Below are 13,720 nucleotides of genomic sequence, written 5' to 3'. Positions count from 1 at the left end.
CCCCCGACCCCGTTCCCAGGGATGACCGGCGGCTCCACCCGCACCGGAGCCGGCCCGGTACCCGCCCGCATCTGCGTCTCCACGAACGTGATGTTGACGAACTCCACCGCGACGAGCACCTGCCCCTCGCCCGGCACCGGATCCGGCGCCTCCCCCGGCACCAGAACCTCCGGCCCGCCGAACTCCTTCAACCACACCGCACGCATAAGAACCCCTCCCATCACGGCATTCACCTGAAGCCTGCTACCTCAAGCTCAGTAGAGGTCAAGCCGTCCCCAACGAATCCCTTTTCTCGCCACACGCGCCTCTGTAAGCTTCTGCGCGTATTCCGCCCCGTTGTCGGCTGCCGCTCAGGGATGGCGATGCGCGCCCGGTTGGTCAGAACCCCCTCGCTGGGACTCCTTCTGACCGCCTGCCTGGCCGCCGGGTGCGGTTCGTCCGGCTCGTCCTCCAGCGGCGAACTCGCCCCCAACGGCTCCCTTGACGACGGCGCCGCCCCGGCCCCCGCCGCCGCGGCCCCGTCCGGCATCCCAGAGAAGCAGCTCTACAAAACGGCCCTCAAGCGCTACCGCGACTACCAGGCCGCCTACATGAAGGCGTACGAGACCAACAACGCCGGTGACCTGCCCGCCGTCGCGATGGACCCGCTCCTCAGCCAGGTCACGAGGGACGTGGAGGCCACCAAGGCCAAGGGCGAGATCTGGCGCTTCACCAACACGCTCAACCCCCGCGTCTACGCTCGCGCGAGGGACAGCACGAAGATCTACGTCATCGACTGCGTCCGCACGCTCGCCGCCTACCGCTACTCGGCGAAGACGGGCAAGCGCATCGACGGAGGCCCGGGTACCGCCTACGTGTACCGAGCGACCGTCCAGTACGACTCCGGTGCATGGAAAGTCGCCGCCACCATCCGGGACAAGCCATGCTGACGGTCCGCAGGGAAGGGCACACGATGTCTCCCCACAGCACCAGCCGCCGCGCATCCTCCGCCGCGATCATCGCCGCGGTCCTCGCGACCCCCTTGCTCACCGCCGTCCCGGCCCTGGCGGCTCCCTGCAAGGGGCTCACGTGCAACTGGTCGGACAAGGGCGGCGGTGGGAGCGGCGGAACCGGCGGAGGCGGAACCGGCGGGAACTCCGGACCTGTGGAGCCCCCACCGCCCGAGGGCCTCACCGCGAACGAGGCACAGGGCTTCGTGCCCGTCGACAACGGTGGCGCGCCTCCGCCGGCAGCCGCCACCACCCTCGACTGGGTCGCGGTGGCGAAGAGTTCCGCCGTGCTGCCGACGCCGGTCGTGCACACCGCGCCGGACGGCAAGACCTACGTCCAGGTGCGGACCTCCCTCTGGGTCGAGGGCTTCGACGTCGTCCAGACACGCCCGATCGGCGAGCCCGGCCAGATGATGATCCAGGCCACCGCGCGGCCCTCGTCCGTCACCTGGAACATGGGCGAGACCCAGAAAACTTGCGTCACTGCGGGAAGCAAGGACGGCAAGACCTGCCATTACACCTACAAGCGGTCTTCGGCGGGCCAGCCTGGCGGCAAGTACGAGATCACCGCCACGATCACCTGGAACGTCACCTGGACGTGCGAGGGTCCCGCTTGCGATCCCCAGCAGGGCGACCTCGGAACCATGACCATGACATCGCCGCCCACGCCGCTCGTCGTCAGCGAGATCCAGACCAACACGGGCCAGTGACCTCGCGCGAGCATCGGCTGCCGGGATACGTCGAGCTCGCCGAACTGGGCGCGGGCGCGCAGGGAGAGGTCGTGCTCGCGCGCCACGAGTCCGGCGGCGGCCCGGTGGCGATCAAGTACCTCGCCGCCGACCTGCTCAGCGACACGGCGGCGCGGAACGTCTTCCGGGACGAGGCCGTGATGCTGAAGCGGGTGAACGACCTGCATGTGGCACGGCTGCTCGACTATTTGGAGTCTCCCTGGGGCGCGGCGATCGTCCTGGAGGCGGTGCCCGGCCGTTCGCTCCGCCGCGTCCTGGACGAGCACGACGGGCCGCTGGCGCCCGAAGCCGCGCTGACGACGCTGAAGGGCTCGCTGCTCGGGTTAGGTGCGGCACACGCGGCCGGAGTCGTCCATCGGGACTACAAGCCCGCGAACGTCCTCGTCCAGGACGACGGGCAGAGCAAGCTCATCGACTTCGGCATCGCGGTCCTGACCGGACAGGCCGGGCAGGCGGGGACGCCGTCCTACATGTCACCGGAGCAGTGGGCCGGTGAGCCCGCCACACCGGCGACCGACATCTACGCGGCCACCTGCGTCTTCGTCGAATGCGTCACGGGCGAGAGGCCCTTCCGAGGGACGACTCTCGCCGAGTTGAAGACCGCGCACACCACACGCCCGGCCCCCTTGGAGCAGGTGCCCGAGCCCCTGCACCCGTTGGTGCGACGCGGTCTAGCCAAGCGCCCGTCCGACCGTGTGTGGAACGCCTACGAGTTCGTCAGGGAACTTGAGGCGATCGCCGTCCGGACTTATGGGGCCGGGTGGGAGCGGCGCGGCCTGATCGCGCTCGGCGCCGTTGCCGCGACGGTGGCCACCGCCGTTCCCCTGGCATTGCTCGGCCTCGCACCCGGGGTCTCCTCCACGGCGGTCGGCGCCGCCGCTTCGGGCCTGGCGAAAGCCGGCATTCCCGTGTCCAAGGGTTTCCTGGCCAAGGCCGGCGGCGCGAAGGGAGCAGCGAGCCTCGGAGCCGTGGGGGCCGGCGCCGTGATGGCGGCATGGTTCTTCTGGCCCGGCCCGAGCGTCGGCGGGACGAGCACCACCGCGGTTCACGCGTACTTCACCAAGCCCGGCGTCCTCCTCGGCCAAGCCAACATGCCGGCCGCCGAGACCCCGTACATCGACTTCAAATACACACTCAGCCCCGCCAGAGCGAAAGCCGGGACGGAGGTGCGCCTGGTAGAGCGCTTCCGTGGACGCACGCCCGAAGGCGTCTACTACCCGCCCGGAGGCGGACGCCAATGCTTCGGCGAAGGGACCAGCTCACCCAAGACCCATTTCTACAAATGGAGCATTGGCCTCGGCAGTGGTTTCGAGGGCTCGCAGGCACTGGCCTTCTACCGGATGCCCCCGGTCAAGCGGAATGACATCCCGCAGAAGACGACGGACGCGGTCGTCCTTCCTGCAGGCAGCGAAAAGACGGGCGAGCACCAGCCGTTCGTCCAGGCGGAATGCGCCACCATGAGCAGTTGGACGACGACGTACAGGATCGTCCTCCCGGAGCGAGCGCAGCTGCCACCCGGCAAGTACCTGGTGACTCCGCGCGTACCCATGAAGATCACAACAGCGCTTCGGGAAGAGACCGCGATTCCGCCGGAGTCCGCCGGCGCCACCATCGACGGAACCCTCCCCATGCTCGAAATATTGGACGGGTGACCACGCGCCGCAGGCGGGCCAGCGTGGCTGTCTTAGACCCCGAACCCGGTCTACTGGCTTGCGCTGCTCGCCCTGGTGATCGCGCTGGTCGGGTACGCGCTGGAGATCCCATTGTCGCGCAATGTCGCGCAGATCGCCGATCAGCTTGTCCGCGGCTTCGCCGCCACGAATCCCGGCGGGCGGGTGCCCTGCGGCGGCACCGGGCGCCGGGTCGGATGGCCGGCGTGTGAGGCGCTGTGGCGCGGTCCTGGGGGCGGGGCCGGGACCGCGAGGGGGTCAGCGGAGGCCGTAGGCGCGGGTCACGGTCTGTTCCACCGCGTTTCCGGAGCCGTCGGCGGCCTTGAACCGCAGGGCCGCGTAACCGTTGTGCGTGGACGGATGAGCGACGTTGGCCGTCCACCGGTCGGTGCCGTTGGGGGTCAGCGCCACCGCGGTCCAGGTGGCGCCGTTGTCGAAGGACGCCTCCAGCGACGCCGAGGTCACAGCGGATCCGTTCGCGGCGCGCTCGGCGACCACGTCCAGCGGGAACGTGACGCCCGACGGGGCGCGTCCGGTGCTGTCGAAGGCGCCGGTGATCCGCGGCTGGAGGAGTCCGAGCTGGTCCTCGAACGGGTCGCCGGGACGTTCGGCGGACGGGAACGTCCAGCGCGCGTTGATGCTCGACACGTAGTTCGACCAGCCGACCGAGCGCTGCAACGACATGTCGAGCCGGAACGTGGCCGACTCGGCGGGCACGTCCCAGTTCCCGGCGAGCGGGTTGGTGCTCTGGCCGACGAGCTGGCCGCTGCGGTAGAGACGGACGGGTGAGGGGTCCCAGGTGCGCTGGTAAGATCTCGGCCGATGCGTGGGCGGTGGCGTACGGCGAGCCCAGGTTCCCCGCCCCCGGCGTGACGCGGCCGAGGTCCGGTCGGCACAGGATTCTGTCCGCCCGCACGTCCCACAGTTAGGGTCCCGGTGTTGCTCTCCCCTCTGCTCGACCGCCGTCCCACGGTTGGGGCCGTGGTGGACGCCGTGAAGGGGAACCGGCTGTTCGCGGTGGTGCTGGTCGCCGGCATCGTGCTCCGCGTGATCACCACGCTGGGCTTCCAGGGCGTGCTGTGGTTCAACGACAGTTACGACTTCGTGCGGATCGCGAACGATCCGTTTCCGCATCCGCTGCGGCCGTCCGGTTACGGGATCTTCCTGTGGACGCTGAAGCCCCTCCACAGCCTGGCGCTGGTGACGGCGCTGCACCATGCGGCGATCATCGGGCTCGCGGTGGTCGGCTACCGGATGCTGGTGCGCGACTTCGACGTGCGGCGGGCGTGGGCGGCGGTGGCCGTCGCGCCGATCCTGCTGGACTCCTACCAGATCGTGCTCGAGCACCTGGTGCTGTCGGACACGCTGTTCACCGTCCTGGCGTTCGGGGCGATGCTGCTGCTGGCGAAGCCGGGCGCGACGGGATGGCAGCGGGCGGCGCTGGTGGGTGCGCTTCTGGGCGTGGCGGCCGTCACGCGGACGGTCGGGGTGCCGCTCTTCCTGATCGCGGTGCTGTATCTGCTGGTGCGGCGCACGCGGTGGCCCGCGTATCTGGCGCTCGCGGCGATGTTCGTCCTGCCGGTGGGGGCGTACGCGACGTGGTACCAGCAGGAGCACGGCCGGTTCGGCATGACCGGGGTGGACGGCATCTTCCTGTGGGGACGGACAGCCGCGTTCGCCGACTGCGACGCGTTCACGCCGCCCCCGGACATCGCCAGGCTCTGCCCGCACGGCCCGAAGGACGACCGGCCCGCCTCGTCCCACCAGATCTGGGTGGAGGGCTCGCCGACCGGCTGGACGAACGGCGAGGCGTTCGACGAGAAGACCAACGCGGACGCGCAGCGGTTCGCCCTGTGGGCGATCCGGAACCAGCCCCTCGACTACGCGCGGGTGGTGTCGTACGACTTCTTCGTCCGGACGTTCTCGTGGAACCGCAGCCAGTACCCGACCGTGGGCACCGAGGCCAGGTATCACTTCCCGACGAAACCCACCGCGCGCAAGCCGGACCTGCCGGTGCTCGGCGGCGGCGACCGGCGGACGGTCGTCCGTGAGTATTCGCACGGCACGGGACGCACCCACATAGTGGAGCCGTACGCGGGCGTCATGCGCGGTTACCAGGAGCGTGTGAGAGTGCCCGGCACGGTGCTGGGGGTCGTCCTGCTGGCTGGGGCGGCCGGAATGGTGTGGCGGCGGGCGCGCGCGCGGACGGCCCTGTTCTGGACGTCGAGTGTGACGCTTCTGGCCGTCCCTCCCATCACCGTGGACTTCGACTACCGGTATCTGCTCCCCGCACTACCGTTCGCGTGTTTCGCAGCGGCGATGGCGTGGGGACGCAGCGTCCCATCCGGCCGGTCGAAGGCCAAGCCGGTCAGCGAGACGCCGGACGAGAAGGAACCGCAGCCCGCAACCGCGAATTAAGCACGAACGCGGATACCGCGCGGTGCGCTAAAGGCCGAGGCGGGCGGCGGCGACCTTCTTCGGGACGACCATGCGCCACGCGTCCACTACCAGTTCCCGCATTTCGGGCTCGTCGAGTGCGTCTGTCCAGGCGTGGACCCAGTTGAAGCGCAGGTCGGATTCGCGCGGGAGGTGGAATTTCGCGGGCTCCGACTCGATCAGCGCGGCGCGCTCCTCCTTGGGGAACGCGAAGCCCATCACGGTCTCGTCCTGGGAGAAGGCGACGTAGACGATCGAGCCGACGCGGAACTTCACCTGGTCCCTGATCAGGTGCTCGGACGTGCGCGGAAGCGTCAGCGCGAGCGCCCGCACCTGGTCGACGGTGATCATCGTGTCCTCCTGTGGCCGTGCCCGCGGGTCGCGAACCCCCGGCACAAGCATCACACACCGCATGATCTTGATAGATTTCCGTGACGAGGGGGCGGACGTGAACGAACTGGTGCGCTGGCAGACCGAGAACGGGACCATCGTCGTGGAGACCGACGACCGGGAGCCCGGATTCTCGTCGGTGTCCCGCACCGGCGGGATGATCCACGACGCCGCCGGCAAGTTCGAGGACGCGTTCCAGCACGTCCGGGACGCGGCGGAGACCGCGCTCGCGGCGCTGCGCGGCGGCGAGCTGAACCCGGACGCGGTCGAGCTGGAGTTCGGCGTCAAGCTGAACGCGGCGGCCGGAGCCGTGATCGCCAAGACGTCCGTCGAGGGGCATCTCAAGGTCAAGATGATCTGGGGCCGGCCGGCGGCGGGGCCGGGAACCGGAGCCCCGGAGGAGGCGTGACCGGACGTGGACGACTGGCAGTGGCGCGCCTGGGTCGGCCATCCGGCGGGCGGGAAGCTCGGCGCCGCGTTCCTCGTCACTGAGAAGCGGCTGCTGACCTGCGCGCACACCGTCCACGGGCTGGACGAGGCGCGGGTCGGGTTCCCCGGGCTCCGCGAAGGGCTGACGGCCAGGGTCGTGTGGCGCGGCGGCTGGCTGCGGGAGGGCGACACCGGCGACGTCGCCGTCCTCGAACTGGACGAGCCGGTTCCGTACGCGCCCGCCCGGCTGGCCGCCCCCGACGACCTGCACGAACGCACCGTCGGCGGCCGGACGTTCGGCGTCTGCGGCTTCCCGCGGCGGCACGACCAGAACGAGCGGCACGCGGCCGTGACGACGTCCCCGCACCGCGGCATGCGGCAGGAGTGGTGGGAGCTGAAGACGGGCGCGGGCGAGTGGCTGGAGGAGGGTTTCAGCGGGTCCGCCGTGTACGACACGTCGTCGGGCGAGGTCATCGGCATGGTGACGAACGCCGAGCTCCGGCACGGCGACCGCGCGGAGCTCGGCTGGATGCTGCCCGTCACCAGCCTCCGCGCGCACTGGGAGGAGCTGGACGACCGGCTCCCGCTCCGGTGGGCGACGGCGGAGGCGCGGCGCGAGCTGCGGGAGCTGCTGGACGGCGTGCGCTTCACCGAACCGCTCGGCGCCGACCTGGAACGGGCGGTCGGCCGCCCCCCGCTTGGCGAGTTCCGATCCGCTTGGGCGTCGGTGCGGTATGTGGCGGAAGGGCTCGCCGAGGAGCGGCTCGTCCGGTATCTGGCGGCGCTGGGACGGCGTCTGCCCGAGGCGCGGCGGCAGCGGCTCGCCGCCTGGTCGGTGCGGCATCTGGCCGGCGCCGCGCCCGCCGATCCCGGCCCGGCGCGTCCGGGGCCCGCGTCGGTGATCGTCCGGTTGGAGCGGGTGACGTTCGACAACGCCTTCGACGTCACCGTGCACACCTGGACGGACGGGGCCGAAGGGCCGTCCAGGCCGACCGTGCGCGTCCCGGAGCGGCGGGTCAGGGCGGCGGTCGAGGAGGGCGTGGCCGCGCTCGCGCCGGCGCTGTTCGGGCACGAGTGGATGATCGAGTTCGCGGTGCCGGAGAGCTGGCTCGGCAAGCCGTTCGAGCAGTGGTACGTCGACCCCCGCAACAAGATCCCGATGCGCCGGTATCCGGTCGTCGTGCGGGACGTCGAGCGCCTGCGCCCCGACTCGATCCGCCGCGACCAGGCCCACCATCGCTGGAAGCTGCTGAACGCACGCGGCCGCAGCGATCCGCACCCGATTCCCTGCGACGAACCACGCAAGGGCAGCGAATTCCAAGACTGGCTGGAAGCGCACGTCGATTTCTGCGTGCTCGTCTATGGGTCGCGTCCGGTGAAGAGCCGGTTGACGGCCGCGCTCAACAACGGCATCCCCGTCATGCTGTGGACGCGTACGCCGTGCGACGCGCCGGCCCACGGCGACTGCCGCGGGCATCGGGTGCTCGACGAGCTGACCGCCGCCGTGGGCGACAAACACCCCGGCGACCTGCCCCAGGTGGCGCTCGCCCTGCGCAAGGAGGCGCTCGTCGCCCCCAAGGACAAGCCGCACTGCGGACGCGACCTCACGCTGCTATGGGACGATCCGTCCCGGCTCCCCGATCCCCCGCTCGCCATGGAGGTTTAGGTGCCCGACTGGCTGCTCTACACAGGGAGCCGTCTCCCGCACGACGGCATCGACCGGTTGCCTCCGCCGCCGCCTTGGCGCGCGTTCGACGGCGAACCCGTCCTGCCGCCCCCGCCCGGCTCTTCCGGTAACGCGCACCAGGCGACGACGTACCGTCCGTCGGACGACGCCGTGCAGCAGGTCAATGCCGCGTTGTATTTGCGTCGTCCGCTCCTGGTGACGGGCCCGCCCGGTACGGGGAAATCGACGCTCGCCTACGCGGTGGCCCACGAACTAGGGCTCGGACCCGTCCTGCACTGGCCCATCACCAGCCGGACGACGCTCCGCGACGGCCTCTACCAGTACGACCCCCTGACCCGCCTCTACGCGGCCGGACAGAACAGTCCCCCCGGACAGGGCACTGGGCCCGCCGAGGAAGACATCGGCCGCTACATCCGCCTCGGCCCCCTCGGCACCGCGCTGCTCCCCTTCGGGCGTCCCCGCGTCCTGCTCGTCGACGAGATCGACAAGAGCGACATCGACCTGCCCAACGACCTGCTCACCATCTTCGAGAAGGGCGAGTACGAGCTGCCGGAGCTGACCCGCCGCGCGGACCCGTCCGCCGACGTCATGACCGCCGACGGGCCCGGCTCCCGCGTCACCGTCACCGCCGGGACGGTCCGCTGCCGCGCGTTCCCGCTCGTCGTGATGACCAGCAACGGCGAGCGCGAGTTCCCGCCCGCGTTCCTGCGCCGCTGCGTCACCGTCGAGCTGCGGCAGCCCTCGGGCGAGGCGGAGCTGGCGGCGATCGTCCGCGAGCACCTCGGGCCGCTCGCCGACCAGAGCGAGGACCTCGTCCGCCGGTTCTTCGAGCGCGCCGCGTCCGGCACCCTCGCGACCGATCAGCTCCTCAACGCCGTCTACCTGTGCCGCCACGCCGACACCGAGGACCGCGGGGCCCTGGCCGACCGGGTCATGCCGTACCTGTCGGAGCCCATCGATGACGATTGACCGCCTCCGGGAGGCCCTCTCCGCCATCGGGCCGCCGCCGGACGCGCGCGAGCTGAGCGAGATACTGTGGCTCGCCTGCCACATCTCGCCTCCCGAGGCCGCCCGGCCCGCCCCGCCGGTCGTGGCGGCGGCGCCCGAGGAGCCCGCCGAGCTTCCTCGTCCGGCCGCTCCGTCCGTCCCGGATCCGCGGCCGCCCGCTCGGGAGCCGCTCTCCCGGCTCCATCCGCGACCCGCGCCGGGGGCCGCCGGGCCGGTCGGCGAGGCGTCGGAGGTGCTCGTCCCGACCGCGCCGATGCTGGCGGACCCGCTCGGCGTGCAGCGGGCGCTCCGGCCGCTCAAGCGCCGCGTCCCGTCCAGGCACCGCTTCGAGCTGGACGAGGACGCCACCGCCGCGCGCATCGCCGAGACCCGGCTGTGGACGCCCGTCCTCGTCCCGTCGCCCGAACGCTGGCTGAGCCTGAGCCTCGTCGTCGACACGGGCCCGACGATGCGGCTCTGGCGTCCCCTCGCCCGCGAACTGACCGAGACGCTCCTCCGCCAGGGCGCGTTCCAGGACGTCCACCTCGGCTACCTCGACACCACCGGCGGCATCACCGCCACCCCGGACGCCCCGCGCCAGGCCCCCGGCACGCTCCTGGACGCCTCCGGCCGCCATGCAGTGCTCGTCCTGTCCGACTGCTCCGGGCCACACTGGTGGAACGGGCGCGCCGCGCAGGCCGTCCGCCGCTGGGCGCAGACGGGACCGACCGCGATCCTCCAGCCCCTCGCCGAACGCCTCTGGCGGCGCACCGCCGCCCCCGCCACGCCCGGCATCGCCTCCCTGCCCCGCCCGGCCGCGCCGAACACCGACCTGCGCTTCACCCCGTACGACGGCGCCGCCGCGCCCGGGATCCCCGTCCCCGTCCTGGAGGCGTCGCCCCGCTGGTTCGGCGCGTGGGCCCGGCTCGTCTCCGGTTCGGACCCGCAGCCCGCCGCCATCGCGACGATCCCGTCCCGCCCTGCCGGGACGGCTCCGGTGCGGCGCGAACGCGAACTGGCGATCGGCGAACGCGTCCGCCGCTTCCTCGCCACGGCCTCCCCGGACGCCGCCGAACTCGCCGCCCACGTCGCGGTCTCCGTCCCGTCCCTGCCGGTGATGCGCCTCATCCAGCACCGCGTCCTCGGCGGCTCAGGCCCCGGGCAGCTCGCCGAAGTGCTGCTGAGCGGTCTGCTGCGTCCGGCCGGGGGCGTCCGCTACGAATTCGTGCCCGGCGCCCGCGAGGCCCTCCTCGACACGCTCCCGCGCCCCGAGGCCCTGCACACCCGCCGTGTCCTCGAAGCCGTCTCCGCCGAGATCGAACGCCGCGCGGGAACGTCCGCCGACCAGTTCCGCGCCCTCCTCCCCACCGAAGGCGGCCCGGTAACCCTCACCGCCGACACCGACCACTTCGCCCTCCTCACCCCCCAGACCCGCGCCCAGCTCGTCCCGGAACCACCGCACTCAGATGCCCCCGACCTGCTGGAACTCATCGGCATCCCGGTCGACGAACTCCTCGGCGACGAATGGGACCACCGCCCCCCGAGCCCCATCCCCATCGGCGTGGACGGCAACGGCGACACGGTCTCGATCGACCTCCTCTCCGGCGCGCGGCTGCCGCGCGGAACGATCCTCGGGCCGCCAGCCGCCACCCACCGGATGCTCCGAACCATTCTTCTGAGCCTGGCACTCAACCACTCACCGGAGCGGGTCGCCTTCGCTCTCGTCAACTGCTCCGACTTCTACGAGAGCGACTCCTCTCTCGGGCTTAACCTCCTCCCGCACATCGCCGCCACAGTCCACAACTGGCAAGACCTGGACGTTGACGCGGTCACGTCGATGCTCAGACACGAAAGCCAGCGCCGCGAGAAGCTCCTCAGGGAGGCCGACGTCCAGTCTTGGGACGAGTACCAGGCCGCCATCGCTCGCGGACGCCGGCTCGGCCCGCTGCCCGCACTGGTCGTCGTCCTCGGCCTCAACCGCCCGCTCCCCGGCGCGGAGCGGGACCTGACCGACTACATTGCCCGGGCGTCCGCCAGGAGACAGGACCTCGGCTTCCGGTATGTGTTCTACCCTGCGGAAGCAGGAGGGTTCGACTTCCTGCCCAGATGGCGAATCGCCTTCACCGACGACGATGCCACACTCCAGGACGAGAGGCCGGAGCCCACTCGCTTCCGTCCCGCCCAGATCCCGTCCACGGTCATCGGCCCCCTCCTGACATCCATGGATCGGCGCGGACCGCGCGCCCGCGGACTCACCGTTCACCCGCCCGCGTCCGCGCTCGACGTGCTCGGGCTCAACGGCGCATTGGACGGAGGGTTCGAGGAGGGCTGGGGCCTTCCCGCGTTCACGCCGCGGAATCCGGCTATCGGCCACGACGCTGATGGAAACGTCGTCACCCTGTACCCGCTCGACCTTTCGTCGGGTCTTCCGCATGGGCTGGTCGTGGGCGAGACCGAGGCTCGCCAGCGCGCCGTCCGCGCTACCACCCTCGCGCTCGCCGCGAGTTACTCCCCCCGGGACTTCACATTGATTTTCGCTGGGTTGGGTGAGCATCCGCTCGGCGAAGAACTCGATCTCCCGCATGTCCGCTTCTCTGAAGACGAATTGCTCGGTCAGCCGGAAAGGCTCAGCCAGTTCATCGATTTCCTGTCGGCGGAATTGGACTTCCGGGCGCGCGCATCGTCCGCTGACGTCCTGTCGCGGCTGCTCGTGGTGGCGGATCTGTCGCTGACCTTTCCGTCCAGCAGGCGGGAAGTGGGCGAGACGCTCCTCTCGCTTGCCCAGCGGGGCAGGGCGCTCGGGGTGCAGCTACTGCTCAGCTCTGCCAGCGTGGAGAACACCACGACGTGGAGCCGGTTCCTGCCGCTCCTCGGATGGCGGATCGCGGCGAGCCGCCTGCCGCCCGCCGAACTCCAGCGCGTCCTCGGACGCGCGAACCTCCCGTTCGCGGACGACCAAACCGCGTACCTCCTCGCGGGAGGCGGCACACCGCGTCCTTTCACGGTGGCGCCGGAGCCGCCCGAAGCCGCGCTCGACGACTTCCTCGAACGTGCGAGGAGCCGGTCGGAGCCCGCCCTGCCCACCGACCGTTCGGACGAGTTCGCCGAACTCCGTCGCCGACTCAGCAGCATGATGGCCGAAGCCCGGGACGCGAATGAGGGTCTGCCGGCTCGGCCAGGCGGCGAGCATGAGGTCATCGCCACGTTCCGAGAACTCATGGAGGAGGAGATCGAGTCCCGGCGGATGGGCAGGCGCCCGGGACCGCATCATCTGGTGTTCGAGGGGTCCCATTCCATGGGGGCGATGGCGGCGTCCGCTTGGCTGTACGCGGCGTTGCTCGGCGAGCTGGGCGTGGTATCGCGGGGCAGGCCGAGATCGGCGACCAGCGAGGACTCGCACGGGCTCGACCTGATGAACACCACGGGGGCGGTCCTGGACACGTTCGAGTCGGCTACCGGCTCCGTGCTGTATTTCCACGTCACGGAGTACCGGTCGCCTCGGGAGGGGCCCGACCGCTCGACCATCGGTACCGCGCTGAACACGGCCATGACCGAGTTCGGCGACGATCCGGTGGTCATCCTTTACGGCGAGTCCCCGGTTCTCGAACGCCTCTGGGAACGCACTCCCGGCCTCCGTGACCGCTTCCGCCGCACGATCACCTTTGCCGACGACGAGGCGCGGCCCGAGCCGGACGCCGCCCCGTCCGCGACGGTCGCGGGCACACGAGTCCCCATCGGCGTGGACGCCGATACCGATGAGCCCGTCCTGCTGGACTTCACGGCCGACCGGCATTTGCTGATCGCGGGCCCGTCCGGCTCCGGAAAGGGCGCGCTGATGAGCTACTTGCTGACGCAGCTCACCACGGGCGCCCCAACCGCCGAACGCATCGTCAACGCTTTCGACAGCGATGAATTCTTCTGGACGGACGGAGGGGGCACTTCCTCGGCCGGCAGCGAGCAGGTGTCCTCCGCCGAGCAACTCCGCCGCCGCATCAGAGCGGCAATTGCGAGGGTCGAGCAGCGGCAGCTGACCGGCCAGGGCCCGGACAACTACCTTTTCGTCAGGAACCGCAGACGGTTGCTGGAGGACGATCCCTACCTGCCGCTTGCGCCCCTGCTTCAGTGGAGTCTGGTGAACGGTCTTCATCTGGTGCTGGCGCGTCACCAGATCAGCTTCGGCGAGCCCGCCGACCCCCTGGTCGAGGAGATGCGATCAGCCGGAGGCTCGCTCCTGCTCACGGGGTACGCGGGCGGGCAGGAGGCCGATCTGTGGGACGTGCCGTCCACGCTGCGCGGTCCGATCCGGCGAGGTCAGGCATTGCTGGCGCAGCCCGGCCGGCACAGGATCGTCCAGTTGCCCGAGCTCTCCTGAGCCGTATTGGA

The 13,720-nt window shown here is 70.9% G+C and carries 10 protein-coding genes and 1 pseudogene; 8 read left to right on the top strand and 3 right to left on the bottom strand.

What is annotated here, in order from left to right:
• Positions 1-206 (bottom strand): annotated as a pseudogene (locus E1287_RS18570) (NADPH:quinone reductase); the annotation flags it as partial.
• A 156-nt stretch (positions 207-362) separates the two neighbouring features.
• Here E1287_RS18570 and E1287_RS43815 point away from each other — a divergent pair.
• From E1287_RS43815 to E1287_RS43805, 3 genes are read left to right on the top strand one after another with little or no spacing between them, the layout of a single operon-like run.
• A complete protein-coding gene (locus tag E1287_RS43815) occupies positions 363-929 on the top strand; it encodes a hypothetical protein (RefSeq protein WP_165969081.1) in 567 nt (188 codons plus the stop codon).
• 23 nt (positions 930-952) lie between these two features.
• A complete protein-coding gene (locus E1287_RS43810) occupies positions 953-1,699 on the top strand; it encodes a hypothetical protein (RefSeq protein WP_165969080.1) in 747 nt (248 codons plus the stop codon).
• Positions 1,696-3,390: a serine/threonine-protein kinase gene (locus E1287_RS43805; protein ID WP_165969079.1), complete on the top strand. Its 1,695-nt coding sequence runs from the start codon at positions 1,696-1,698 to the stop codon at positions 3,388-3,390. Before E1287_RS43810 ends, E1287_RS43805 begins: the two co-directional genes overlap by 4 nt.
• 276 nt (positions 3,391-3,666) lie before the next feature.
• Here the strand turns inward: E1287_RS43805 and E1287_RS18560 are convergent, their stop codons facing one another.
• A complete protein-coding gene (locus E1287_RS18560) occupies positions 3,667-4,125 on the bottom strand; it encodes a hypothetical protein (protein ID WP_131966215.1) in 459 nt (152 codons plus the stop codon).
• A 222-nt stretch (positions 4,126-4,347) separates the two neighbouring features.
• Here E1287_RS18560 and E1287_RS18555 point away from each other — a divergent pair, with 222 nt between their 5' ends.
• A complete protein-coding gene (locus E1287_RS18555) occupies positions 4,348-5,826 on the top strand; it encodes a hypothetical protein (RefSeq protein WP_131966214.1) in 1,479 nt (492 codons plus the stop codon).
• 27 nt (positions 5,827-5,853) lie between these two features.
• On the opposite strand, the gene E1287_RS18550 is transcribed toward E1287_RS18555, so the two are convergent.
• Positions 5,854-6,195, bottom strand: coding sequence for an MmcQ/YjbR family DNA-binding protein (locus tag E1287_RS18550; protein ID WP_131966213.1), 342 nt, complete (start codon positions 6,193-6,195; stop codon positions 5,854-5,856).
• 61 nt (positions 6,196-6,256) lie between these two features.
• On the opposite strand from E1287_RS18550, the gene E1287_RS18545 reads away from it, so the two are divergent.
• The 4 genes from E1287_RS18545 to E1287_RS18530 are packed head-to-tail and all read left to right on the top strand — an operon-like array spanning position 6,257 to position 13,709.
• Positions 6,257-6,643, top strand: a complete 387-nt coding sequence (locus E1287_RS18545; protein ID WP_243719171.1) for a CU044_2847 family protein — start codon at positions 6,257-6,259, stop codon at positions 6,641-6,643.
• Between the two features lie 6 nt (positions 6,644-6,649).
• Positions 6,650-8,329, top strand: coding sequence for a trypsin-like peptidase domain-containing protein (locus tag E1287_RS18540; protein ID WP_131966212.1), 1,680 nt, complete (start codon positions 6,650-6,652; stop codon positions 8,327-8,329).
• A complete protein-coding gene (locus E1287_RS18535; RefSeq protein ID WP_131966211.1) occupies positions 8,330-9,319 on the top strand; it encodes a MoxR family ATPase in 990 nt (329 codons plus the stop codon).
• Complete coding sequence (locus E1287_RS18530; protein WP_131966210.1) at positions 9,309-13,709, top strand: SAV_2336 N-terminal domain-related protein; 4,401 nt, start codon at positions 9,309-9,311, stop codon at positions 13,707-13,709. Before E1287_RS18535 ends, E1287_RS18530 begins: the two co-directional genes overlap by 11 nt.
• Positions 13,710-13,720 lie beyond the last annotated feature (11 nt).

It is taken from the genome of Actinomadura sp. KC06 (genome assembly GCF_004348735.1).
GTDB lineage: Bacteria > Actinomycetota > Actinomycetes > Streptosporangiales > Streptosporangiaceae > Spirillospora.
The sequence above is the reverse complement of the archived record's forward strand: the minus strand, read 5'-3'. Positions and strand labels throughout refer to the sequence as shown.